This window comes from Kinneretia sp. DJ1R-11 (assembly GCF_025717595.1).
In the GTDB taxonomy this organism is placed as follows: Bacteria; Pseudomonadota; Gammaproteobacteria; order Burkholderiales; family Burkholderiaceae_C; genus Paucibacter_A.
Window position 1 is genome coordinate 39,275 of sequence record NZ_JAJIRR010000008.1, and the last position, 23,534, is coordinate 62,808.

The 23,534-nt window shown below is 63.7% G+C and carries 27 protein-coding genes; 23 read left to right on the plus strand and 4 right to left on the minus strand.

What is annotated here, in order from left to right:
* Nucleotides 1-33 precede the first annotated feature (33 nt).
* From LNV23_RS14270 to LNV23_RS14280, 3 genes are all read left to right on the plus strand, one after another.
* Complete coding sequence (locus LNV23_RS14270) at nt 34-1,623, plus strand: thymidine phosphorylase family protein (protein WP_263563576.1); 1,590 nt, start codon at nt 34-36, stop codon at nt 1,621-1,623.
* Between the two features lie 20 nt (nt 1,624-1,643).
* Nucleotides 1,644-2,543, plus strand: a complete 900-nt coding sequence (locus tag LNV23_RS14275; RefSeq protein WP_263563577.1) for a ribose-phosphate diphosphokinase — start codon at nt 1,644-1,646, stop codon at nt 2,541-2,543.
* Between the two features lie 75 nt (nt 2,544-2,618).
* Nucleotides 2,619-3,770 carry an HD-GYP domain-containing protein gene (locus tag LNV23_RS14280; RefSeq protein WP_263563578.1) on the plus strand — a complete coding sequence of 384 codons (1,152 nt, stop codon included), beginning with the start codon at nt 2,619-2,621 and terminating at the stop codon, nt 3,768-3,770.
* Nucleotides 3,771-3,823: 53 nt separating this feature from the next.
* Here LNV23_RS14280 and gpmA read toward each other — a convergent pair whose 3' ends face one another.
* Entirely contained in the window at nt 3,824-4,567 is a 744-nt protein-coding gene (gene gpmA / locus LNV23_RS14285) for a 2,3-diphosphoglycerate-dependent phosphoglycerate mutase (protein WP_263563579.1), read from the minus strand.
* A gap of 241 nt (nt 4,568-4,808) precedes the next feature.
* On the opposite strand from gpmA, the gene LNV23_RS14290 reads away from it, so the two are divergent.
* The 8 genes from LNV23_RS14290 (at nt 4,809) to LNV23_RS14325 (ending at nt 11,705) form a co-directional block, all read left to right on the plus strand.
* Nucleotides 4,809-5,996: a porin gene (locus LNV23_RS14290; RefSeq protein WP_505191016.1), complete on the plus strand. Its 1,188-nt coding sequence runs from the start codon at nt 4,809-4,811 to the stop codon at nt 5,994-5,996.
* 11 nt (nt 5,997-6,007) lie between these two features.
* The gene (locus LNV23_RS14295; RefSeq protein WP_263563581.1) at nt 6,008-6,439 is read left to right on the plus strand and encodes a type 2 periplasmic-binding domain-containing protein; all 432 of its coding nucleotides are present in this window, start codon (nt 6,008-6,010) and stop codon (nt 6,437-6,439) included.
* Nucleotides 6,440-6,496: 57 nt separating this feature from the next.
* A complete protein-coding gene (locus LNV23_RS23985) occupies nt 6,497-8,011 on the plus strand; it encodes a methyl-accepting chemotaxis protein (RefSeq protein WP_318023237.1) in 1,515 nt (504 codons plus the stop codon).
* Nucleotides 8,012-8,140: 129 nt separating this feature from the next.
* Nucleotides 8,141-8,551, plus strand: coding sequence for a rhodanese-like domain-containing protein (locus LNV23_RS14305; protein ID WP_263563582.1), 411 nt, complete (start codon nt 8,141-8,143; stop codon nt 8,549-8,551).
* A 71-nt stretch (nt 8,552-8,622) separates the two neighbouring features.
* Nucleotides 8,623-8,883, plus strand: a complete 261-nt coding sequence (gene grxC, locus LNV23_RS14310) for a glutaredoxin 3 (protein WP_263563583.1) — start codon at nt 8,623-8,625, stop codon at nt 8,881-8,883.
* 153 nt (nt 8,884-9,036) lie between these two features.
* Nucleotides 9,037-9,513 carry a protein-export chaperone SecB gene (gene secB / locus LNV23_RS14315; protein ID WP_263563584.1) on the plus strand — a complete coding sequence of 159 codons (477 nt, stop codon included), beginning with the start codon at nt 9,037-9,039 and terminating at the stop codon, nt 9,511-9,513.
* A gap of 164 nt (nt 9,514-9,677) precedes the next feature.
* On the plus strand, nt 9,678-10,706 hold the full coding sequence (locus LNV23_RS14320) for an NAD(P)H-dependent glycerol-3-phosphate dehydrogenase (protein ID WP_263563585.1): 1,029 nt from the start codon (nt 9,678-9,680) through the stop codon (nt 10,704-10,706).
* A gap of 3 nt (nt 10,707-10,709) precedes the next feature.
* Nucleotides 10,710-11,705, plus strand: a complete 996-nt coding sequence (locus LNV23_RS14325) for a Bug family tripartite tricarboxylate transporter substrate binding protein (RefSeq protein WP_263563586.1) — start codon at nt 10,710-10,712, stop codon at nt 11,703-11,705.
* A gap of 3 nt (nt 11,706-11,708) precedes the next feature.
* Here the strand turns inward: LNV23_RS14325 and LNV23_RS14330 are convergent, their stop codons facing one another.
* Together LNV23_RS14330 and LNV23_RS14335 are read right to left on the minus strand one after the other, a co-directional pair.
* The gene (locus LNV23_RS14330; RefSeq protein WP_263517068.1) at nt 11,709-12,182 is read right to left on the minus strand and encodes a tRNA (cytidine(34)-2'-O)-methyltransferase; all 474 of its coding nucleotides are present in this window, start codon (nt 12,180-12,182) and stop codon (nt 11,709-11,711) included.
* A 52-nt stretch (nt 12,183-12,234) separates the two neighbouring features.
* Complete coding sequence (locus LNV23_RS14335; protein WP_263563587.1) at nt 12,235-12,990, minus strand: ComF family protein; 756 nt, start codon at nt 12,988-12,990, stop codon at nt 12,235-12,237.
* A 179-nt stretch (nt 12,991-13,169) separates the two neighbouring features.
* Here LNV23_RS14335 and LNV23_RS14340 point away from each other — a divergent pair, with 179 nt between their 5' ends.
* The 7 genes from LNV23_RS14340 to LNV23_RS14370 all read left to right on the plus strand — a co-directional run bounded on the left by LNV23_RS14340 (nt 13,170) and on the right by LNV23_RS14370 (nt 18,961).
* Entirely contained in the window at nt 13,170-13,958 is a 789-nt protein-coding gene (locus LNV23_RS14340) for a class I SAM-dependent methyltransferase (RefSeq protein WP_263563588.1), read from the plus strand.
* Between the two features lie 235 nt (nt 13,959-14,193).
* Entirely contained in the window at nt 14,194-15,360 is a 1,167-nt protein-coding gene (gene coxB / locus LNV23_RS14345; RefSeq protein WP_411910586.1) for a cytochrome c oxidase subunit II, read from the plus strand.
* Between the two features lie 38 nt (nt 15,361-15,398).
* Nucleotides 15,399-17,027, plus strand: a complete 1,629-nt coding sequence (ctaD, locus tag LNV23_RS14350) for a cytochrome c oxidase subunit I (protein ID WP_263563589.1) — start codon at nt 15,399-15,401, stop codon at nt 17,025-17,027.
* A gap of 4 nt (nt 17,028-17,031) precedes the next feature.
* Nucleotides 17,032-17,148, plus strand: a complete 117-nt coding sequence (locus tag LNV23_RS14355) for a cytochrome oxidase small assembly protein (protein WP_263563590.1) — start codon at nt 17,032-17,034, stop codon at nt 17,146-17,148.
* A gap of 7 nt (nt 17,149-17,155) precedes the next feature.
* The gene (locus tag LNV23_RS14360) at nt 17,156-17,779 is read left to right on the plus strand and encodes a cytochrome c oxidase assembly protein (RefSeq protein WP_263563591.1); all 624 of its coding nucleotides are present in this window, start codon (nt 17,156-17,158) and stop codon (nt 17,777-17,779) included.
* A complete protein-coding gene (locus LNV23_RS14365) occupies nt 17,776-18,018 on the plus strand; it encodes a DUF2970 domain-containing protein (RefSeq protein ID WP_263563592.1) in 243 nt (80 codons plus the stop codon). The genes LNV23_RS14360 and LNV23_RS14365 overlap by 4 nt, the downstream gene beginning before the upstream one ends.
* A gap of 58 nt (nt 18,019-18,076) precedes the next feature.
* Complete coding sequence (locus tag LNV23_RS14370) at nt 18,077-18,961, plus strand: cytochrome c oxidase subunit 3 (RefSeq protein ID WP_263563593.1); 885 nt, start codon at nt 18,077-18,079, stop codon at nt 18,959-18,961.
* A 98-nt stretch (nt 18,962-19,059) separates the two neighbouring features.
* Here the strand turns inward: LNV23_RS14370 and LNV23_RS14375 are convergent, their stop codons facing one another.
* Nucleotides 19,060-19,278 (minus strand): DUF2909 domain-containing protein, encoded by a 219-nt coding sequence (locus LNV23_RS14375; protein ID WP_263517076.1) that lies wholly within the window; start codon nt 19,276-19,278, stop codon nt 19,060-19,062.
* A 33-nt stretch (nt 19,279-19,311) separates the two neighbouring features.
* Between LNV23_RS14375 and LNV23_RS14380 the strand changes: the two genes are divergently transcribed.
* Genes LNV23_RS14380 through LNV23_RS14400 form a run of 5 tightly spaced genes read left to right on the plus strand, consistent with a single transcriptional unit; the run spans nt 19,312 to nt 23,497 of the window.
* The gene (locus LNV23_RS14380) at nt 19,312-20,076 is read left to right on the plus strand and encodes an SURF1 family protein (protein ID WP_263563594.1); all 765 of its coding nucleotides are present in this window, start codon (nt 19,312-19,314) and stop codon (nt 20,074-20,076) included.
* Nucleotides 20,077-20,098: 22 nt separating this feature from the next.
* The gene (locus LNV23_RS14385; RefSeq protein ID WP_318023243.1) at nt 20,099-20,740 is read left to right on the plus strand and encodes an SCO family protein; all 642 of its coding nucleotides are present in this window, start codon (nt 20,099-20,101) and stop codon (nt 20,738-20,740) included.
* 14 nt (nt 20,741-20,754) lie between these two features.
* Nucleotides 20,755-21,936 (plus strand): COX15/CtaA family protein, encoded by a 1,182-nt coding sequence (locus LNV23_RS14390; RefSeq protein ID WP_263563596.1) that lies wholly within the window; start codon nt 20,755-20,757, stop codon nt 21,934-21,936.
* 6 nt (nt 21,937-21,942) lie between these two features.
* On the plus strand, nt 21,943-22,854 hold the full coding sequence (cyoE, locus tag LNV23_RS14395) for a heme o synthase (protein ID WP_263563597.1): 912 nt from the start codon (nt 21,943-21,945) through the stop codon (nt 22,852-22,854).
* A gap of 22 nt (nt 22,855-22,876) precedes the next feature.
* Nucleotides 22,877-23,497 carry an SCO family protein gene (locus tag LNV23_RS14400; RefSeq protein WP_263563598.1) on the plus strand — a complete coding sequence of 207 codons (621 nt, stop codon included), beginning with the start codon at nt 22,877-22,879 and terminating at the stop codon, nt 23,495-23,497.
* The last annotated feature ends 37 nt before the right edge of the window (nt 23,498-23,534 follow it).

Here is a 23,534-nt window from a genome sequence, read left to right on the forward strand (position 1 = left end):
GGGCAGGGCGGTCGCGTCCGTTACAGTGTCCGAATGAGCGCTACTCTGCTGCCCAAGAGCTCGCTGTCCATCCGCCGTGTCGGTATCGACACCTGGCGCGAGAACGTGGCATATCTGCACCGGGACTGTCCGGTGGTTCGTGCCGCCGGTTTTCAGGCTCTGTCCAAGGTCGAGATCCACACCAACAACGGTCAGGGCCCGCGCAGCATTCTGGCTGTGCTCAATGTGGTGGACGACGAGCGCATCGTCAGCGCATGTGATCTGGGCTTGAGCGAAGAAGCCTTTGCCCGCCTGGGGGTGGCCGATGGTCATGCGGCGACGATCGCCCATGCCGAGCCACCCGGCTCCATCGCCGCCTTGCACCGCAAGATCGATGGCGAACGCTTGGGCCGCCAGGATCTGGCCGCCATCATCCGTGACGTGGCACAAGCGCGTTACTCCAAGATCGAGCTGGCTGCCTTTGTCGTGGCCACCAAACAGTACGAGCTGGACCGCGAAGAGGTCTTGCACCTGACCGAGGCCATGATCGCCGTCGGCCGACGTCTGGACTGGAAAGGCCAAGTCGGCGCCGGTCCAGTGGTGGACAAGCATTGCATCGGCGGCATCCCGGGCAACCGCACCTCGATGTTGGTCGTGCCCATCGTCGCCGCCCACGGCATGCTCTGCCCCAAGACCAGCTCGCGCGCCATCACCTCGCCCTCGGGCACGGCCGACACCATGGAGGTGCTGGCGAATGTGGAGCTCGGCTTCGAGCGCATGGTCGAGATCGTGCGGGCCACCCGCGCCTGCCTGGCCTGGGGCGGCACGGCCGATCTCTCGCCGGCCGATGACATCCTGATTTCGGTCGAGCGGCCGCTGTCCATCGACTCGCCGGGGCAGATGGTGGCCTCAATTCTTTCCAAGAAGATTGCAGCCGGCTCCACCCATCTGGTGCTGGACATTCCGGTGGGCCCGAGCGCCAAGGTGCGCTCCATGGTCGAGGCGCAACGGCTGAAGAAGTTGTTCGAATACGTGGCCGGCCATTTGCGCCTGCAGATCGATGTGGTGCTCAGCGATGGCCGCCAGCCGATCGGCCGCGGCATCGGCCCGGTGCTGGAGGCGCTGGACGTGATGCAGGTGCTGCAATGCGACCCGGCCGCGCCCCAGGACCTGCGCCAGAAGGCCTTGCGCTTGGCCGGGCGCATGATCGAGTTCGACCCCGATGTGCGCGGCGGCGAGGGCGACGCGATCGCCCGCGACATCCTGGACAGTGGCCGCGCCCTGGCGCAGATGAATGCCATTATCGATGCCCAAGGTCGGCGCGTGGCAGCTCCTGGGGTTGGCGCGCTCAGCTTTGAGTTGCTGGCGCCCCATGAGGGCCACATCATCGCCATCGACAATTTGCGCATTGCCCGGGTCGCGCGCCTGGCCGGTGCGCCGCAGGTGGCGGGCGCCGGCCTGCTGCTGCTCAAACGCCTGGGCGAGCCGGTGAAAGCCGGCGAGCCGCTCTATCGCATCCACGCCCAATTCGAAGCCGATCTGCAGTTTGCCCGTGAGCTGGCCGAAAAAGGGTCGGGCTGTCAGATCGGCCGGCTCGACCAGCTGCCGCATGAATTTGCCAGCGGCTCTTTGTTTTCCATCTGAATGAAAGTGTTTCGCCATCCATGAGCGATCTTCTGCATTCCCGGGCTCTGCTGCTGGCTTTCGAAGACGAGCGCCCGCTGGCGCAGGAGCTGGCCGAGGCCCTGGGCCTGCCGCTGGCTTTCATCAGCCGCCACCGCTTCCCGGATGGCGAGCTGCGCCTGGTCCTGCCCAAGCCTTTGCCGCCCACTGTCTTCCTTTTGCGCGGCCTGCAGCAGCCCACTGAAAAATTGGTCGAGCTCTTGATCGCCGCGCCGACCGCGCGCGAGCTGGGCGCCGATCGCCTGGTGCTGGTCTCGCCTTATCTGGCCTATATGCGCCAGGACATGGAGTTCACGCCTGGCGAGGCGGTCAGCCAGCGCCATATCGCCCGCTTGCTGGCCCAGCAGTTCAACCATGTGATCACCCTGGACCCGCATCTGCACCGCATCGCCAGCCTTGATGAGGTGATGCCGGCCGGGGCCGGCTTTGCGCTCTCGGTGGCGCCGGTGCTGGGTGCCTGGATTGCCGCGCATGTGCCGGGCGCGCTGCTGATTGGGCCCGATGAAGAATCGGCGCAATGGGTCCGCGAGGCCGCGGCCGCCGGGGGCCTGGACCATGCCATCGGCCGCAAGGTGCGCCATGGCGACCACCAGGTCGAGCTGGCTTTGCCGCAGCTGGAGGTGACTGGCCGGGCCATCGTGCTGCTGGACGATATGGCCTCGACCGGCCGCACCCTGATCGGCGCGGCCCAAGGCCTGCTGGCCCGGGGCGCGGCCTCGGTCGATGTGGCCGTGACCCATGCCTTGTTCAACGGCGATGCTTTGCCGGCCCTGCAGGCGGCGGGCGTGCGCCATGTCTGGAGCAGCAACAGCGTGCCGCATGGCAGCAATGCGGTCAGCATCGTGCCCTTGCTGGCCGGTGTGTTGAGGCGCTGGTTGTGAGTTGAATCTGAGTCCTGCTGGCTCGCAGGATCGAGCCCGACTGTCTTTCTTCTTCACGAGGAGTGGCTGAGCGCGATGCAATTGCTGAAGTTGGTGGCCGAGCAGGTCCAGGTGGCTGTGCCCTTGCCCTTCAATGTGCGCGACGCCTCGGGCGGTCTCTTGCTGGCCTGCGGCCAGAAGCTGCACAGCCAGGGCCAGCTGCTGTCCTTGCTGGAGCGCGGCATGTATGCCGATGTGCAGGAGCTGCGTGCCCTGCAGGCCGGTCAGGAAATACCCACCGAAGCACCCTCGCTGGCCTCGCGTTGGCAGCAGGCGGTCTGGTCGCTCGACGTGATGCTCAAGTCCTTGTCGGATGCCGAGCATTTTTTGAGCAGCTGCGATGAGGTGACCACCGAGCTGATCATGCTGGCAAGGCAGGACGGCGATGTCGCGCTCTACCAGTCGGTGCGGCAGGAAAACCAGCAGCTGCGCCTGTACGGCCTCACGCATTCCCTGCATGTGGCCACCCTCTGCCTGATGGTGGCACAGCGTCTGGGCTGGCCCGAGGAGCGGCAGCGCTGCGCCGTCAAGGCGGCGCTGACCATGAACGCCAGCATCATCGAATTGCAGGGCCGCTATGCCATGGCCGGCGGTCGCCTGACCGAGAGTCAGCGCGAGCAGATTCGCCGCCACCCCGAAGACGCCACCAAGCGCCTGCGCGCGGCCGGCACGGCCGACGAGGAATGGCTGGCCGCCGTGGCCCAGCACCACGAGCAGCCGGGCGGGCGAGGCTACCCGCGCGGCCTGAGCGAGGTGGAGGAACTGGCTCGTCTCTTGCGTCTGGTTGACGTCTTCATGGCCAAGATCAGCGCCCGCACCCAGCGCCCGGCCATGGACATCAAGCTGGCCGCGCGCCAGACCTATGAAATGGCGCCAGGTGACGCCATGGTGGCGGCCTTGATCAAGGAGTTCGGCATGTACCCGCCCGGCGAACTGCTGCGCCTGACCAGCGGTGAGCTGGCCGTGGTGGTGCGGCGTGGCGCCAGCCTGCAATGCCCGCTGGTGATGACCTTGGTTGATGCGCAGGGCAAGGCTTGCACCGTGCCCATGCGCCGCGATACCTCAAGGCCCGAGCACGCGGTGGCGGCGGTGGTGCCCGACAAGAGCCTGCTGGCGCGTGTGCCCAGTGAAAGGCTCTATGGCCTGTATGGCCTACACGGGCTGGATGCACTCAATCCCCTGCACTGATGTGAGCCAGGCAGGGGAGTGGTGAATCAGAGGGGGTGCTGAGCCCCCGGGGGTCAGGCCTTGCCCTGGCTGGCCACAGCCGCTGCCGCCTTGGCAGCAGCTTCGGCGTCGCCGAGGTAATAGCTCTTGATCGGCTTCAGATCGGCGTCGAGCTCGTAGACCAGGGGAATGCCGTTCGGAATGTTGACACCGACGATGTCGTTGTCACCAATGCCGTCCAAGTACTTCACCAAGGCGCGGATGCTGTTGCCATGGGCGGCGATCACGACCCGCTTGCCCAGCTTGATCGCGGGGGCCACGCTGCCTTCCCAGAAGGGCAGGACGCGAGCGACAGTGTCCTTCAGGCATTCCGTCAGCGGAATGTCCTCGGGGTTCATTTTCGCGTAGCGCAGGTCGGAGCGTTCGCTGCGCGGGTCACTGGGCTCCATGGCCGGCGGCGGTGTGTCGTAGCTGCGGCGCCAGACCAGCAACTGCTCATCGCCATATTGCTTGGCGATGTCGGCCTTGTTCAGGCCTTGCAGCGAGCCGTAATGGCGCTCGTTGAGGCGCCAGCTGTGGACAACAGGCAACCAAGTGCGGTCCATTTGATCCAAACAATGCCAAAGCGTCCAAACCGCACGCTTGAGCATCGACGTGTAAGCCACATCAAAGTCCAGACCGGCATCCTTGATCAATCGGCCGGCTTGTTTGGCCTGCTCCACGCCGGTGGGGGTCAGGTCAACATCGGTCCAGCCGGTGAAGCGGTTTTCGAGATTCCAGGTGGATTCGCCGTGGCGAATGAGCACGAGTTTGTACATGGACGTTGCGTGGTAGGGCCGCCCGATTTGGGCTGCCGCGATTCTATCGGCCCGCACCGAAAGCCTGTCGCCTCGCTTACTTGCAGTTCGGGCCTTAAGTCTGTGGCGTCGGGGCCGACAACGTCTGTACAGAGTGGGGCGTTGGGCGCACATTTGTGCGGTCACGCTTTTTTAGCTGTTCAAAAAGGAGACATTCATGAGAATTGGAACGAGCTTGTTCCTGACACCCATGGCCTTGGCCATGCTCACATTGGCGAGTTCTGCGACGGCGCAAGCCTCCGGAGACTCGGCATTTTCATTCTCAGGTTTTGGGACCTTGGGACTGGTTCAGACCAGCAATGACAATGGCAAGTACGCTCTGTACGGCCAACCGCGCGGTGCCGACAAATCGGCCACCGGGGAAGTGGACAGCAAACTGGGCCTGCAGGTCACTGCTCGCGCCAACGCCATGTTCTCCGGCACCGTGCAGGTGCTGACCAAGCAGGACGGCAAGGGCAAGTTCACACCGGGCCTGGAATGGGCCTTCGTCAAGGCTCAAGTCTCGCCGAATCTGGCCTTGCGACTCGGCCGTATGGGCGGTCCCTTTTTCGCTGTATCGGACTTCCGAGATGTTGGCTTCGCCAATACTTGGCTGCGCCCCCCGCAGGATGTCTATGGCCAAGTGCCGGTCAGCCACTTTGATGGTGCTGATCTGAGCTACCAGACCACCCTGGGCTCGGCCACCGTGACTGCTCAGTTGTACGGCGGCAAGTCCTCCAACTACGTCACCGGCAACAAAGTCGAACTGGACAAGGTCATGGGCATCAACGCCACGGTCGAACTCGACGGTGGCCTGACCCTGCGCTTCGGCCATGTCAACAGCAAGTTGACAGTCCACAGCAACACCTTGGCGGGCATCGTGGGCGCGCTGCGCAATCCGGCGCTGGCCGCGTTGAGCCCAACTTTCGCAGCCCTAGGCAACCAGCTGGACGGCACCGACAAGAAAGCCACCTTCACCGGTATCGGCGCCAGCTACGACCAAGGCGATTGGCTGGCCAATTTTGAGTACACCCAGCGCCGTACTGACTCTTATGTGTCAGACACCAACGGCTGGTACGTGACGGTGGGCCATCGCTTCGGCAAGTTCACGCCTTACCTGACGATGTCCGAACTCAAAGTGACTGACGCCAATGCGGTCAACAACATCCCGGCGCCGACGCCTCAGCTGGCCGGTTTGAAGGCGGGCGTCAACCTGGTACTGGGTGGCCAGGCCATCAGTCAGAAGACCGGGGCGCTGGGCTTGCGTTGGGATGCCTATCGCAATATTGCCTTCAAGGCCCAGTTCGAGCGCATCTCGCCCAAGACCCAGGGCCTGTTCCTGGTGCCGATCAATGGCACGATGGTCGGCAAAACCAATGTCTACAGCATCGCTGTGGACACGGTGTTCTGAAGGGGCCAACCATGAAGCAACTCAAGCAAATCCAGGTCTGCGCAGCCCTCACGCTCTTGTGCGCCTTGCCGCTGGCCCAGGCCCAGGTGGCCGTGATCGTCAACCCGAAGAATGCCGCCGCCACCATGACGGCCGACCAAGTCGCCAGCATCTTCCTCGGCAAATCCAATACCTTGCCCAGTGGTGCCGCGGCGGCAGCCGTGGACCTGCCGGAAAGCGCCGGCACCCGCGATCAGTTCTACAGCAAGGTCACGGGCAAGCAGGCGCCACAGGTCAAGGCGGCCTGGTCGCGCCTGGTGTTCTCGGGCAAGGCTACTCCGCCCAAGGAATTGGCATCGGCCGCCGAAGTGAAGAAGTTCGTCGCCGCCAATCCGGATGCGATTGGCTATATCGAGAAATCCGCCGTCGACGGCAGCGTCAAGGTGGTCTTGAGCGTAGACTGATTTGACGCTCAATCCTGGTGCGCCGATGGGCTGGGCGCACATGCACTGGAGGTTCGAATGAATGTAAAGACCAGAATCTGGCTCTTGCCTGTGTTTGCTGCACTGATTTTCGCCATCGGCATCGCCGTGGTCTGGGCTTTTTCGGCTCGGACCTCGTCAGCCATCAATGCGGTCGGCAGCGTGCACTATCCGTATGTTGACGCGACGACGCAACTGGCCGCTCAGCTGGAAGCATTGGGCGCCACCATTCAGAGTGCCGTGGCGGAGGGCGAGAAAAAGCGTCTGGACGAGGCCAAGGAACGCGCCTCCAGCATCCAAAAGCTCCTGTCGGCAATTGCCAAGATTGAGGGCAAGGCCGACACGGGTGCCAAGCTGAAGAAGGGCTTTGATGCTTACTTTGCTGCTTCGGTCGACACGGCGGAGTTGTTCCTGGGGATCAAGCAGGGCGATCAAGCCGGCGCGATTCCCAAGATGCAAGCGGCATTGAAGGCACTGGAGACCGAGGTCAAGGCGGCGCGCGTGGAGGCCAGCGAGGGCTTCGACAGTGGGCTGCTCAAGGCCGAAGGTGGCGTGTCCGCCAGCTTGCTGGCGATCTTCGTCAGTGGTCTGGTGGTGGTGGTGTCGCTCGGTGTCGGTTCCTTCCTGGTGATCGGCAGTGTCTGGCGTCAGCTGGGCGGGGAGCCGGAATACGCCCGTGATGTGATGCGTCAGATGGCTGATGGCGATCTGTCTCAGGACATTCATGTGGCCCCTGGGGCTGAGGGCAGTTTGCTGGACGCCGTGCGTGCCATGTCGCAAGGCTTGGCTGCCATCGTCAGCGATGTGCGCATGGGCACGGACTCGATGTCCGTGGCCTCGCGTGAAATCGCGGTCGGCAACCATGACCTCTCGGTGCGCACCGAAAAGCAGGCGACTTCTCTGGAACAGACCTCGGGCAATATGCAGACCCTGACCGACACCGTGCGTCAGAGCGCCGATGCGGCCGCCCAGGCCAATCAGCTGGCGGGTTCGGCTGCCACGGTGGCGCGCAAGGGCGGGGAAGTGGTCAGCCAGGTGGTCTCCACCATGGAAGAGATCAACACCAGCTCCAAAAAGATCAACGACATCATTGGCGTGATCGATGGCATCGCCTTCCAGACCAATATCCTGGCGCTGAACGCGGCCGTGGAAGCGGCGCGTGCCGGCGAGCAGGGCCGTGGCTTTGCCGTGGTGGCCAGCGAAGTGCGCTCTCTGGCGCAGCGCTCGGCCGAAGCGGCCAAGGAGATCAAGTCCTTGATCGGCGCCAGTGTCGACCGCGTCGAATCGGGCAGTCGCCTGGTGCGAGATGCCGGTGCCACCATGACCGAGATCGTGGCCAGCGTGCAGCGGGTGTCGGACATCATCGGCGAGGTCACAGCCGCCTCGGGTGAACAAAGCCAGGGCATCGGCCTGGTCAACCAGTCGGTGGTCCAGCTCGACCAGATGACGCAGCAGAATGCGGCGTTGGTGGAAGAAGCCGCAGCGGCGGCCAGCAGCCTGGAGCAGCAAGCCCAGGCACTGCAGGCCGCAGTTGCGACCTTCAAACTGCGCTGATCAAGCGCCGGCGGCGCAGGCGCCGCCAACTCAGGCCCATGAGGGTCTTCAAGCCCGCCGCTGCTGAGCACCGGCGGGCTTTCTATAATCGGGGTCTTCTTTTCACGGACGCCTCACGGACGCAGCCCTTTGAACTTCTTGCTCGACAACTGGATTTTGGTCTTGGCCGCGCTGACGTCTGGCGGCCTTTTGCTCTGGCCCACGCTGGCCCAGGGCGCGCAAGGTGCGGCCGTCAACACGGCCGAGGCGGTGCGTTTGCTGAACCGCGAGAAGGCGGTGGTGATCGACGTCTGCGAGCCGGCTGAGTTTGCCGCCGGCCATGTTGCCGGTGCTCGCAACATTCCTCTGGCGGCGCTGGAAGGACACAAAAGCCTGCCCAGCAACAAGACCCTGCCCCTGGTCGTGGTCTGCCAGAGCGGTGCTCGCGCTGCCCGTGCCGCGGCACAGCTGCGCAAGCTCGGCTACGAAAAGGCTCAGCCTTTGGCCGGCGGCTTGAGCGCCTGGCGTGAAGCGAATTTGCCGGTCGAGAAGTCCGCCTGAGTTCGGCTTGCGGCGTTTGGGTCAAGGGGCCCGCGCGGCATCAGCTTCCCTAGTTTTTCGAGGAATGGGCCATGAGCCACGTCAAGATGTACACCACCCAGGTCTGCCCCTACTGTGTGCGGGCCAAGTCCTTGCTCAAGCAGCGTGGCGTCGAGCAGATCGAGGAAATTCGTATCGATCAGAACCCGGCAGAGCGCGACGCGATGGTGGCGCTGACCGGTCGCCGTACCGTGCCGCAAATTTTCATTGGCAGCACCCATGTCGGCGGTTGCGATGACCTGATCGCGCTCGACCAACGCGGTGGTTTGCAGGCTTTGCTGCAAGCGGCCTGAGCGAACCGCACTGGGCGGAATGGGCTTGGCGCCCGACCGCTGCTTTTCAAGAGCGGGCAGACCCCCACAGACTGAAATATTCGCTGCGCCATAATCGGCGCCGCTGCCCGCAGCACCGACGCTGGCGGGCCTTTACTTTTTTGGAAACCCATCATGGCCGAAGAGAACAACACCCCCGTCTTCCAGATTCAGCGCATGTACCTGAAGGATCTGTCGCTGGAACAGCCCAATGCGCCGCAGATCCTGCTGGAGCAGACACAGCCCCAGGTCGACATCAACCTGGCCCTGGCTGCTGAGCCGGTGGCCGAAGGCATCTTCGAGGTGGCTGTCACCGCTACCGTCACGACCAAGGTTGGCGACAAGACCTTGTTCCTGATCGAGGCCAAACAAGCCGGTATCTTCGAGATTCGCAACGTGCCCCAAGAACAGACCGAAGGCATTCTGGGCATCGTCTGCCCGCAGATGATTTACCCGTATCTGCGCGCCGTCGTGTCTGACGTCTGCACCCGCGCGGGCTTCCCGCCCGTGCTGCTGACTGAAGTCAACTTCCAGGCCATGTTCGAAGCTCAGCAGGCCGCGCGTGACGCTGCTGCTGGCGGTGATGCCGCCGTGGCACCGACGCTGAACTGAGCGTCTGGCCGGCGCTTGGCCGCGGGCCCGCAAGGGCCACGGCTCTCAGCGACTGCCTTGGATTCATGACGCCCCCACTGTTCGACGGTCGGGGGCGTTTTGCATGGTTCAAACAGAACCCACCAGAAGGTGTGGAACGCATGTTTGAGGATTAAGCTGCAGTCATGAAGATCAGTATTCTTGGGGCCGGTGCCTGGGGCACGGCTTTGGCGGTGCAGGCCGCCGCCCGCCATGAGGTGGTGTTGTGGGCGCGCGATGCGGCGGCCGTCGCCGCCATGCAGGCCGAACGCTGCAACCGGGCCTATCTGCCGGACACCCGGTTGCCGGACGCCTTGCAATTGGAGGCCGATCTGGCGCGCGCCGTGGCCCACGCCAGCGCCGGCGAAGTGCCTGGGCTGGTCGTGGTTGCCGCACCCATGGCCGGCTTGCGCGCCATGCTGGCTTCGCTGCCCGACGGCGCTCAGGTGCTCTGGCTGTGCAAAGGGTTTGAGGCCGGCACCGGTCTGCTCGGCCATGAGATTGCCCGCGCCGTGCAGCCGCGGCTGCGCGTCGGCATTCTGTCCGGGCCCAGCTTTGCCCAGGAAGTGGCGGCCGGTCAGCCTACCGCGCTGGTGGCCGCCAGCGAGGACGAAGCGCTGGCCCAGGCGGCGGTCGCGGCTTTCCACAGCGAGCGCCTTCGTGTCTACACCTCAGCCGATCCGGTCGGCGTCGAGGTCGGCGGCGCGGTCAAGAATGTGATGGCGATTGCCGTCGGTGCGGCCGACGGCCTGCGCTTGCGCGCCGAGGCGAGCGGCCGATTGCTTGATGCCCCCGGGCTCAATGCCCGCGCGGCCTTGATCACCCGCGGCTTGGCCGAAATGCTGCGCCTGGGTTTGGCCCTGGGGGCGCGCGGCGAGACCTTCATGGGCTTGTCGGGCATGGGTGATTTGGTGCTCACCGCCACAGGCGATCTGTCGCGCAACCGCCGGGTCGGCCTGCTGCTGGCCGATGGCCTGCCGCTGGCGCAGATTCTGCGTGATCTCGGTCATGTGGCCGAGGGTGTTTACAGCGCGCCAACGGTGCTGGCTCGCGCCCGAGCCAAGGGTGTGGACATGCCCATCACCGAGGCGGTGGTGGCGGTTCTGGAAGGGCGTCTGAGTCCCGTCGATGCGGTGGACCTGCTGATGGGCCGCGAGGCCAGGGCCGAGCACTGAGCGATGGCCGCCAGCCTGAATCTCAACTCGCGCCGACGCTTGCTGCTGGCCTTAGCCAGCTTGTTTGGTTCAAAGGCCGCCTCGGCGGCTGACCCGGTCTGGCCAGCGGCCCGGCCGATCAAGCTCATCGTGCCCTTTCCCGCCGGCAGTTCGCCCGATCTGGTCGCTCGCTGGCTGGCGGAGCCCTTGGCGGCGGCCCTGGGGCAGGTCGTGCTGGTCGACAACCGACCCGGTGCTGGTGGCAATATCGGCACCGGCTTGGCCGCCCAGGCCGGGCCCGACGGCTATACCTTGCTGATGACCATTCAGGGGCCCCTGGTCACGGCGCCCCTGCTCAACCCCAAGCTGCCCTACGACCCGCAGCGTGATTTGCGGCCCATCGGTCTGGTCGCCAGTTCGCCCAATGTGCTGGTGCTGGGTGCCGGCGTGGCGGCACGCGATTGCGCTGATTTTGTGCGTCAGGCCCAGGCCCAGCGCGGGGCCTGGAATTACGGCAGCGTCGGCAATGGCAGTGCCTCGCACCTGGCCATGGAGTCGTTCAAGGCGCGCAGTGGTTTGGCCATGACCCATGTGCCCTATGCCGGCTTTCCGCAGGTGCTCAATGCCTTGCTCAGTGGCGAGTTGCAGGCGGCCTTCATGGTGCCGGGTCTTGCCATGGCGCAGGTGCGTGCTGGCAAGCTGCAGGCGCTGGCCGTCAGCAGCCTGGGGCGGGTGGCGGCATTGCCGGAGCTGCCGACCTTGGTCGAGCTGGGCTACCCGGGCTTTGAGGCCATTTCCTGGCAGGCCTTGATGGCGCCGGCGCGCACGCCGAATGCTGTGGTCGAGCGCCTGTCGGCGGAGTTGCTGCGCATTTGTCGCAGCGAGTCCTTCCGCAACAAACTCCTGGGCTTGTACTTCAGTGCCCTGGGTACGGCACCTGAGGGAGCGCTCAATTTGATGCGCTCCGACCGCCAGCACTGGGCTCAGGTGATCAAGGCCGCAGGCGTACGCGGCGACTGAGCCTCAGGGAGCGCTGCCCTCGTAGCCGTTCTGTCGCCAGGCTTCGAACACGGCCACGGCCACGCTATTGCTCAGGTTGAGGCTGCGCTGACCAGGGCGCATGGGCAGTCGCACCCGCTGTGGCTCGGGGAACTGTTCGCGTAGCTCGGGCGCCAGGCCCGCGGTTTCCGAGCCGAAGACCAGGAAGTCGCCTGCTTGCCAGCGGATATCGGCCAAGGGTCGGCTGCCCTTGGTGGTGAAGGCGAACAGGCGCTCCGGCGCTGGTTGCGCAGTGGCCAGGAAGCTGGCCCAGTCGCGATGGCGCAGCACGGCCGTGTACTCGTGATAGTCGAGCCCGGCGCGTTGCAGCAGGCGGTCCTCCATGGAGAAGCCCAGGGGCTCGATCAGGTGGAGGCTGCAGCCGGTGTTGGCGGCCAAACGGATGACATTGCCGGTATTGGGCGGGATTTCCGGTTGGACCAGAACGATATGGAACATGGCTGAGTGCGGCGGAGGTGCCGAGCGAAAAAGAAGAAGGGAGGAGGGGGGCTCAGTCCAGCGAGGTGTCGGGCGTGCGGGCGACCACCCAGGCCTGCACATTGAGGGCGCCTGCTTGGCGCAGCACCCGGGCGATTTCGAACAAAGTGGCGCCGCTGGTCATCACATCATCGAGCACGACGACATGGCAGCCGCGCAGCTCGCCGATCCGCCCGGGTTCGACGGCGAAGGCTTGTCTCACATTCTTGCCCCTTTCCTTGAGCGGCAGCTGGGCCTGTTGCGTCGTGCTGCGCACGCGCAGCAACAGTTCGGGTTCGCAGGTCAGCTTGCGTCGGCGGGCCAGGGCCCGCGCCAGTTCGAAGCTCTGGTTGTAGCCGCGCTCACGCAAGCGGCGAGGCGACAGCGGCACGGGAAGTAGCAGGTCAGGTGCTTCCGCTTCGGCGATATTGAGGGCCTGATTCAGTCGATCCAGCAGGGTCTCGCGGAGTTCGATGGCCTGATGAAACTTGTAGTGCTGGAGCAGTCCGTCCCAGGGGAAGCTGTAGTCGAGCGCGGCGATGCTGCGGTCCAGTGGTGGCGGATCACGCAGGCAGCCGCCACATTTGGCCTCACGGCGCCCGGCCAGGGCCGGTGGCAAGCGTGCAGCACAGGTCCAGCAACGAGGCACCGGTCTGGCATAGCGCAGCAAGCATTCGCTGCAGACTTGTTGCCGTGACCAGGCCCGGCAGACCGCGCATTGCCCCGGGCAGCGCATCAACACCCGCTCGACAAAAGCGGGTTTGACGGGAGCGAGGCGCCGGGTCAGCATGGCGCTCAATATACTGCCGGCCCATGGCCGAACCCTTGTCTACCCCTAGGACCGAAGCGTCCCCCGCGCCCCAGCTACCGCGGCCCCAGCAACTTGATCCCATCGCTCTGCAGCGGCATGCGCGGCGCTTGGCCGCGCATGGGCAGGCTTCATGGTTGAGCCTGGAGGTGGCGAAGCGCATGGCCGAGCGGCTGGCCATCATCAAGCTGCAGCCGGCGCGAGTTCTGCAATGGTCGGGTCTGCTCGGCGGCGGCAACGAGGCCTTGCGTCTGGCCTATCCGCAGGCCGAACATGCCGATGTCGAGCCCACGCTGGACTTGCAGCTGCGCGCGCGTGCGCTGCAAAAGACTCCATGGTGGCAATCGGCGCTCGGTCGTGCGCCCGCCTTGCAGGTGCTGGCCCCAGAGGAGCTGGCCGGGCATGGTCAAGTCGGGTTGGTCTGGGCCAATCTGGCCTTGCACAACATGCCGGATCCGCCGGCCACGCTGGCGGCCTGGCATTCGGCTTTGCAGGTCGACGGCTTCCTGATGTTTTCCTGCTTCGGCCCAGACAGCCTGGTCGAGTTGCGGCCCTTGTTTGCCCGGCAGGGCTGGGGTCGCCCAGGGCCGGTCTGGTGGGACATGCACGATATCGGCGACCTCCTGGTTGCCGCTGGCTTTGCCGATCCGGTCATGGATCAGGAGCGGATTCAGTTGACCTGGGCGCAGCCGGTGGACCTGCTCAGGGATCTGCGACTGCTTGGCGGCAATGTCGCGCCGGATCGGTTTGCGGGTTGTCGAGGCAAGACCTGGCACCGCAAGTTGCTGGGAGCCTTGGAAACCTTGCGCCGACCTGACGGCCGACTGCACCTGAGCCTCGAAATTGTCTACGGCCATGCCTTCAAGGCAATGCCGAAAGTGCGGGTGAGCCCCGAAACTAGCCTGTCTTTGGAGCAGATGCGCGCGATGGTGCGCCGATCCGGGGCTTGATGCGGCTAAAGAGACAGTGAGCAAGAGAGTCGTAGGCTAAAATTCGCATTTAGCCAAAATGCATGCTCCGTGACTTTAGGGTCAGGCCTTGCCAGCGTCTTTGACAAGCCTCAAAAACAAGCGCTGTAGCGGTCGCATCGTTGGGCAAGCCGGGCAGTGAAGCGGGTTCACGCCAGGGCTCTCATGAGACGAATTTGAAACAAGAGTGACGACCATGATGATGATGAACACACGAGTGCATCAGGCCGCGCGCCGCTTGGCACAGGTGGCCCTGGCGGCAGGCGCGACGCTGGCGGCCCATTCGGCCGTGGCGGCCCAGGCGGTCCAAGATCTGCCGGGTGGCCCCGCCGTCAATCAGCTCAATCTGCACCCCCCGGTCACCCGCATCGCGGCGGACCAAATGTGGTTGCACAACTTCATGCTGATCATCTGCCTGGCCATTTTTGTGGCTGTGTTCGGCGTGATGTTCTATTCCATCTTCAAGCATCGCAAGTCCAAGGGCGCGGTGTCGGCCAACTTCCACGAGAGCGTGAAAGTTGAAATCGCCTGGACCGTCGTGCCCTTCATCATCGTCATCTTGATGGCCCTGCCGGCCACCAAGGTGGTGGTCGCCATGAAGGACACCACCAATGCCGACCTGACCATCAAGGCCACGGGCTACCAGTGGAAATGGGGTTACGACTACATCAAGGGTGAAGGCGAGGGCATTGGCTTCTTGGCAACTCTGGACACTGCGCAGCGCGCCATGTCGGATGCCGGCAAGCCCGAAGGCGACGACTACCTGCTCAAGGTGGACAACCCCCTGGTCGTGCCCGTCAACAAGAAGGTTCGCATCATCACCACCGCCAATGACGTGATCCATGCCTGGATGGTGCCGGCTTTCGGCGTCAAGCAAGATGCCATTCCCGGCTTCGTGCGTGACACCTGGTTCAAGGCGGAAAAGATCGGTGACTTCTACGGTCAGTGCGCTGAGCTGTGTGGCAAGGAACACGCCTACATGCCCATCCATGTGAAGGTGGTGTCCGCTGAGGACTACTCCAAGTGGGTGGACGGCAAGAAGAAGGAGCTGGCTGCCAAGGCGGACGATCCGAGCAAAGTCTGGGAGCAAGCGGCTCTGGTGGCTCGTGGCGAGAAGGTCTATACGGCCAACTGCGCGGTCTGCCACAAGGCTGACGGCAAGGGCGCTGGTCCGATCAAGGCCTTGGATGGTTCGGCCGTGGTGCTGAACGACGACAAGCTCAAGCAAGTGGCTGTCCTGCTGAATGGCCAGAACGCCATGCCGGCCTGGAAGCAGTTGAGCGACACCGAGATCGCTGCCGTGATCACCTATACCAAGAACAGCTGGTCCAACAAGACCGGTCAAGCGGTGCAACCGGCTGAAGTGCTGGCCGCGCGCAAGTGATTGGCTGAACGTCGACAAGCGTTGATAAAGGAAACAAGATGAGTGCAGTGCTTGACCACCACGGTCATGACGTTCATGACCATGACCACCACGATCACCATGCCCCGACGGGCTGGCGTCGTTGGGTCTTCGCGACCAATCACAAGGACATCGGTACCCTGTACCTGCTGTTCTCGTTCACCATGCTGATGATCGGCGGCATCTTGGCGCTGTGCATCCGCGCTGAGTTGTTCCAGCCCGGTCTGCAGTTCTTCAATCCGGAACTGTTCAACCAGTTCACCACCATGCACGGCCTGATCATGGTGTTCGGCGCCATCATGCCGGCCTTCGTGGGCTTCGCGAACTGGATGATTCCGTTGCAGATCGGTGCTTCGGACATGGCCTTCGCGCGCATGAATAACTTCAGCTTCTGGCTGATGATTCCGGCCGCGCTGATGCTGGTGGCGTCCTTCTTCATGCCTGGCGGTGCTCCTGCGGCCGGCTGGACGCTGTACGCACCTCTGACCCTTCAAATGGGCCCGTCCATGGATGCCGGCATCTTCGCCATGCACATCCTGGGCGCCTCGTCCATCATGGGTTCGATCAACATCATCGTCACCATCTTGAACATGCGCGCGCCTGGCATGACGCTGATGAAGATGCCGATGTTCTGCTGGACCTGGCTGATCACGGCCTACCTGCTGATCGCTGTCATGCCTGTGCTGGCCGGTGCCATCACCATGACCCTGACCGACCGTCACTTCGGCACCAGCTTCTTCAGCCCGGCTGGCGGCGGTGACCCGGTGATGTACCAGCACATCTTCTGGTTCTTCGGTCACCCCGAGGTTTACATCATGATCTTGCCGGCCTTCGGCATCGTCAGCCAGATCGTTCCGACCTTCGCGCGCAAGAAGTTGTTCGGCTACGCCTCCATGGTGTACGCGACCGCCTCGATCGCCATCTTGTCCTTCATCGTCTGGGCACACCACATGTTTGCCACCGGCATGCCGGTGACGGGCCAGCTGTTCTTCATGTACGCGACCATGCTGATCGCTGTGCCTACGGGCGTGAAGATCTTCAACTGGCTGGCCACGATGTGGCGCGGTTCGATGACTTTCGAAGTTCCGATGTTGTGGGCCGTTGGCTTCATCTTCGTGTTCACCATGGGTGGCTTCACGGGCTTGATCTTGGCCATGGCGCCGATCGACATCCAGGTGCAGGACACCTATTACGTCGTGGCCCACTTCCACTATGTGCTGGTGGCCGGTTCCCTGTACGCCCTGTTCGCTGGCGTGTACTTCTGGGGTCCGAAATGGACTGGCGTGATGTACAGCGAGACCCGCGGCAAGATCCACTTCTGGGGCTCGCTGATCACTTTCAACATCACCTTCTTCCCCATGCACTTCCTGGGTCTGGCCGGCATGCCCCGTCGTTACGCCGACTATCCGGTTCAGTTCACTGACTTCAACGCCATCGCTTCGGTCGGCGCCTTTGGTTTCGGTTTGATGCAGGTGTATTTCTTCCTGTTCGTGGTCATTCCTATGATGCGCGGCAAGGGTGAGAAGGCTCCGCAGCGCCCCTGGGAAGCTGCCGAAGGCCTGGAATGGGAAGTGCCGTCGCCGGCTCCTTTCCACACTTTTGAAGAACCGCCCAAGCTGAACGCCAGCGCCACCAAGGTGATTGGCTGAAACCATGAGCCCGACGCCCGAGCAACGCAAGAGCAACAAGCGCTTGGCGCTGGTCTTGTTCACTGTGGCCCTGGTCTTTGGACTGGGCTTCGTGACCAAGATCGCCCTGCTGGGGTTCTGAGCCCGACATGAGCAAACCCAAGTTGCCGTGGACCTTGGCTTCTGCCCTGCGCAGGGACAACTTGCACCTGGTCGGCAAGCTGCTGGTGGTGGTGACGATGATGTTCGGCTTCGGCTACGCGCTGGTGCCGCTCTACAACGCCATCTGCTCCGCCTTGGGCATCAATGTGCTGTCGCTCAGTGAGCGTCAGCACGCGGTGCGCGCCGAGGACGTGAAGAACGGCCAGATCGACTACAGCCGCAAGATCACCATCGAGTTCGATGCCAATGCACGTGGCCCCTGGGAGTTCAAGCCCGCGGTGTCTCACGCGGTGGTGCATCCCGGCGAGCTGACCACGGTGATGTACGAGTTCCGCAATGTGCAGAACCGGGTCATGTCTGCCCAGGCGATTCCGAGTTATGCGCCCAAGCAGGCGACAGCGCATTTCAACAAGCTCGAGTGCTTTTGCTTCAACGAGTACACCTTGCAGCCGGGGGAAATGAAGCAGTGGCCGGTGGCCTTTGTGATCGACCCCAAGTTGCCCAAAGACGTCAAGACCATCACCCTGTCCTACACCTTCTTTGAGGTGGCGGGCAAGGGCAAGCAGCAGGCCGTGCAGTCCAGCGTGCCGGGCAAAGAGGGCCGCTCATGAGCCAAGCGGGTGAAGATTTGAAGCAAGCCGTGGCACGGCCGGCGTCGTTTGTGCAAACGATGCGGGCGGTAGCTTGGTCCTTCTTCGGCGTGCGTCGCGGCGCCGACTATGAGAAAGATGTGGCCCAACTCAATCCCGTGCATGTGATCATTGCCGGGGTGATCGGGGCCGTTTTATTCGTGCTGGTGCTGGTGCTCTTGGTCCAATGGGTCATAGGCAGCGGGGTCGCCGGCGCTTGAGTTTTGCAAGCTTTCTAGCGTCATCAGCAGGACTGAATTTAGTTCGAGGAGAAAAGAAATGTCGGCAGCGACTACCACGGGCAAGACCCCTTACTACTTTGTGCCAGGGCCCTCGCGCCATCCGGTGATGGCGGCCATCGGCCTGTTCTTCGTGATCCTCGGCGCAGGCCAGTGGATCAACGACCATGATTGGGGCAAGTACTCGCTGATCTTCGGCCTGCTCTGGTGGGCCGTGGTGCTCAAGCAGTGGTTTGGCGACGCCATCCGTGAAAGCGAGAGCGGCTTGTACAGCGACCGCATCGACCTGTCCTTCCGCTGGAGCATGGGCTGGTTCATCTTCTCGGAGGTGATGTTCTTCGCCGCCTTCTTTGGTGCGCTGTACTGGGCTCGGGTCCATGCCGTGCCGAATCTGGGTAGCCTGGAGAATGCGCTGTTGTGGCCCGATTTCAAGGCTCTGTGGCCCAGCGTTGCCGCCGGCATGACGGCTTCGCCGGCCGGGATCGTCGAGCCTTTCAGCACAATGGGCCCCTGGCCGTTGCCGACCATCAACACCGCTTTGTTGCTGACTTCGGGCGTGACGTTGACGATCGCTCACCATGCTTTGATTGCTGGCAACCGCAGCAAGACCATCGCCTTCATGTGGCTGACCGTCATCCTTGGCATCGTGTTCTTGTGCGTGCAAGGATACGAGTATTCTCACGCCTACGCCGACCTGAATCTGAAGCTGAGCTCGGGCGTCTATGGCTCGACTTTCTTCATGCTGACCGGCTTTCACGGCTTCCACGTGTTCGTGGGCATGCTGATGTTGCTCTTCATCACACTGCGCCTGCAGAAGGGTCACTTCACCAAGGACCGCCATTTCGGCTTCGAAGGCGCGGCTTGGTACTGGCACTTCGTGGACGTGGTCTGGTTGGGCCTGTATTTCATCGTCTACTGGATGTAATCGGCCAGCCAGCCGGCCAGAAAAAAGCGCCGCAATTCGCGGCGCTTTTTTTCTGAGCAGTGCTGCTGAGACTGTGGGCAGGGCAGGGCGGGGCGCTGTCAGCGCTGGAGCGGCAGACCGGTCGGCTCGATCCAGCCCATCAGATAGCTGAGCAGGATGAAGAGGAACAGGGCCACGGAAAGCCCCACGCGCAGTGCCAGTGCTCGGGCCATATTCGGTCCGCGCTGCTCGCGGTTGCCGTTCTTGAACATGAACAGGCCGGCCGCCGCCAGGGCGCCCAGGATGCCGATGAAGGCGAGGATGACGATGGTTTTCATGGTCGGGGATTATGCGCCGGGAGGGTGGAAGCGATGGCTCGCCTGAGCACTGCCCACCGGCGTCTGCTTGTCTTGCTGCTGACTCTGTTGGCCATGGCGCTGACGGCCCGGCTGGGCTGGTGGCAGCTGGACCGTGCGGCCGAGAAGAAGGCCTTGCAGGCGGCTGTTGCGGCGCGTGGCCAGCAGCCCAGCTTGCTGGGCGCGGACTTGGCTATGAAGGCTCCGGAAGCGCAGGCGCAGTTGCACCGGACCGTGCGCCTGCGCGGACATTGGCTGCCGGAGCACACCGTCTTCCTGGACAACCGGCCGATGAACGGGCGGGTCGGCTTTTTTGTCGTGACGCCTTTCCAGATCAGCGGCCGCAGCGAGTTGATTCTGGTCCAGCGTGGCTGGGGCCCGCGTGACGCGCGCGAACGCAGCCGGCTTCCGCTGGTGCAAACGCCTGAGGGCGAGATTGAGCTGTTCGGGCGTTTGACCGCAGCGCCTTCGCGTGCATACGAGTTCAGCGCGGCGAGCGAAGGGTCGATCCGGCAGAATCTCGACCCTGCAGTGCTGGCGCGCAGCCTGGGCCGCGAATTGCTGCCCCTGACCGTGCTGCAACTGCCCGATGCCGCCGCAAGCGGGCCGGCCGCTGACGGTTTGATGCGGGACTGGCCCGCGCAAGATGTCGGTCTGCAGAAACACTACGGTTACGCTTTTCAATGGTTTGCGCTTTGCGCGCTGCTTCTGGGTCTTTATGTCTGGTTCCAAACAATCCGCCCCCGCATCCGCTCCCACCGCAGCCAAGCTCGCTCCTGAGGCGGAAGGCTTGACCTTGACGGTGCACAGCCTGCCGACCTCGCAGGGACTGGCCGAGGCGCAGCACAAGCGGGGCGGACGGCTTCGCATGCTGATGGTGCTGGCCGCCTGTGCCGCGCCGGTACTGGCGTCCTATTTCACTTTCTATGTGGTGCAGCCGAGTGGCCGTGCCTATGCCGATCTGATCGTGCCCACGGTCGACTTGCCGGCCACGCTGCATCTGCAGGATCTCCAGGGCAAGCCGGTCGCCGCCGACAGCCTGAAAGGCCAGTGGCTGCTGACCCTGGTTCAGGAGGGCGGCTGCGACGAAGCCTGCGAGCGCCGTTTTTTCCTGCAGCGCCAGTTGCGCGAGATGCTGGGCAAGGAGCGCGACAAGGTCGACAAGCTCTGGCTGCTGCCTGAGGATTCGCCCCTCCCTCGGCCGGAGCTGCTGAAGGCGCTCAGTCAGGGCGTTGCTGTGACCATCTTGCGTGCGCCGCGCGCCGAGTTGCAGGCCTGGCTCAAGCCGGCCGAGGGCCAGACCTTGCAGGATCATGTCTTCCTGGTGGATCCGATGGGGCGCTGGATGCTGCGGGCGCCGCCTCAGCCCGACCCGTCCAAGCTCAAGGGTGATTTGAATCGCCTGCTCAAGGCCAATGCGGGTTGGGACAAAGAGGGCCGTTGAGGCTGCGACACGCAATGACGACGGCACCGGTTGATCTCTCCCCTTTGTGGCAGCTGGCTGGCCTGGGTGCCTTGCTGGCTTGTGCACCCCTGCTTTGGTGGCACCTACGCTCGCGCTCGGCCACGCCGCAGGAACGGCTGCGCGCCCTGACCCTGCTGACCTTGTTCCTGACCTTTGACTTGGTCCTGTTCGGGGCCTTCACGCGCCTGACCGATTCGGGCCTGGGCTGCCCCGATTGGCCGGGCTGCTATGGCAGCGCCAGTCCGCTGGGTGCACGCGAAGAGATCCATGCCGCCCAGAGCGCCTTGCCCAGTGGCCCGGTCACCCATGGCAAGGCCTGGATCGAGATGATCCATCGCTACCTGGCCAGCAGCGTCGGTTTCCTGATTCTGGTGCTCTGCGTGCAGAGCTGGCGTCAGTGGTGGCGGCAGCGCAGGCAGGCTGAGGGCGTGTCTGTGTCGCCGGGCTGGGCCAGTCTGACCTTGGTCTGGGTCTGCATGCAAGGTGCCTTCGGCAAGCTGACGGTCACCATGAAATTATTCCCGGCCATCGTCACCCTGCACCTGCTGGGCGGCTTGGGTCTGCTCGTCTTGCTGGCCTGGCAGGCACAGGGCTACCGCCCGCAGCCCATGGTCGTGAGCCGTGGCTTGCGCTGGGCGGGCTGGGGCTTGCTGCTACTGAGTGTCATGCAGGTCAGCCTGGGCGGCTGGGTCAGCACGAATTACGCCGTGCTCGCCTGTTCCGAGTTCCCGACCTGTCAGGCCGGTCAATGGTGGCCGTCCATGGATTTCGCCCACGGCTTCACCCTGTGGCGCGAGCTGGGTGTCGGTGCCGACGGCGGATGGCTGCCGTTTGAGGCTCTGACCGCCATCCATATGAGCCACCGCCTCGGTGCCCTGGTGGTTTTCACGGCTTTGCTGCTGTTTGTCTGGCGTTTGCGCGCCTCCCCTGATGCCGGCCACTGGCCGCGCCGGCTGTCGCTGGTGGCGGCCTGGCAGTTGATCAGCGGCATGTCCAATGTGGTGCTGGACTGGCCCATCGTTGCGGCCCTGGCGCATACCGGCGGCGCGGCCATGCTTTTGCTGCTGCTGGGTTCTATGCTGGCCCAGATGCAGCAGGGCCGAGGGCTGCCGCAGCGCTCTGCGGCGGTCGCCAGCAAACAAACTGCCCTTGATTCAAGAATCTCGATACCCTGAGCCCTTATGTCTTCCACTCCCTCCGTCACTGTGCCCGGACCCGCGAGTTCGCGTTGGCAACAGTTCTACCAACTGACCAAGCCTCGGGTGGTTCAGCTGATCGTGTTCTGTGCCGTCATCGGCATGGCCCTGGCTGTGCCCGGCCTGCCGAGCGCAGACCAGTGGCTCAGCATCCTTGCGGCCACTGCTGGCATCTGGCTGGTGGCCGGGGCAGCGGCCGCCTTCAACTGCCTGATCGAGCAACAGATCGACGCCAAGATGAAGCGCACCGCCTGGCGCGCGACGGCCAAGGGCCAGTTGAGTCGGGTGCAAACCTTGACGTTTTCTGCTCTGCTGTGCGGCTTGGGCTCGGCCATTCTGTGGTTTTGGGTCAATCCGCTGACCATGTGGCTGACCTTTGCCACCTTTGTCGGCTACGCGGTGGTCTACACCGTGATCCTCAAGCCGATGACGCCGCAAAACATCGTCATTGGTGGCGCTTCGGGCGCCATGCCGCCGGTCCTGGGATGGGCCGCACTGCGCGGTGAAGTGGGCCCCGAGGCCCTGATCCTGTGCCTGATCATTTTTCTCTGGACGCCGCCGCATTTCTGGGCCTTGGCGCTCTACCGGGTCGAGGACTACCGCAAGTCCGGCCTGCCCATGCTGCCTGTCACCCATGGCGGTGAGTACACCCGGCTGCAGATCTTTCTCTATACCTGGATTCTGTTGGCGGCCACGCTCTTGCCTTTCCTGACCGGCATGAGCGGCTGGATCTATCTCATCAGCGCCCTGGCCCTGGGCCTGGGTTTTTGCGCCTACGCCTGGCAGCTCTGGCGTGAGTATTCCGACGAACTGGCGCGCTCCACCTTCCGCTTTTCCATCTGGCATCTGTCGCTCTTGTTCGCGGCGCTCTTGCTTGATCACTACCTGCTGCCTTGAACGGACCCGAGAGATGAAACCGATGTGTTCCAAACGCGCTCTGCTACGTTTGTCTGTGGGCGCGTTGTTAGCGGGCAGTCTGGTCGCTTGCGATCAACTGGGCTTGGGCGCAGGCAGCCGGCCGGTGTTCAAAGGTGTGGACCTGACGGGGGCCGAATATGCGCGCAGCCTGAACCTGCCCGATCTGGATGGCCGCAACCGCAGCCTGGCGGACTTCAAGGGCAAGGTGCTGGTGGTGTTCTTCGGCTACACACAATGCCCCGATGTCTGCCCGACCACCATGGCTGAGTTGGCCGAGGTCAAACGCTCACTTGGAGCTGATGGCGATCGGGTTCAGGGCATCTTCGTCTCAGTCGATCCCGAGCGCGACACCGCCGTCTTGTTGAAGGCTTATCTCGCCAGCTTCGACCCGAGCTTCGTGGCCTTGCGCGGCAGCGAGGAGCAGGTCAAGGCTGCCGCCAAGGAGTTCAAGGTCTACTTCGCCAAGGTGCCAGGTAAGACGGCCGAGACTTACACCATGGACCACACAGCCGCCAGCTTCATCTTTGACACCCAAGGACGGGTGCGGGTGTTCTCGCGCTATGGCTCGGGTGCACAGGCCTTGACCGACGACATCAAGATGCTGCTGGCCGAAAAGGGCTGATCCGCGCAGACGGATTCACCATGAAAAACGGCCCCGC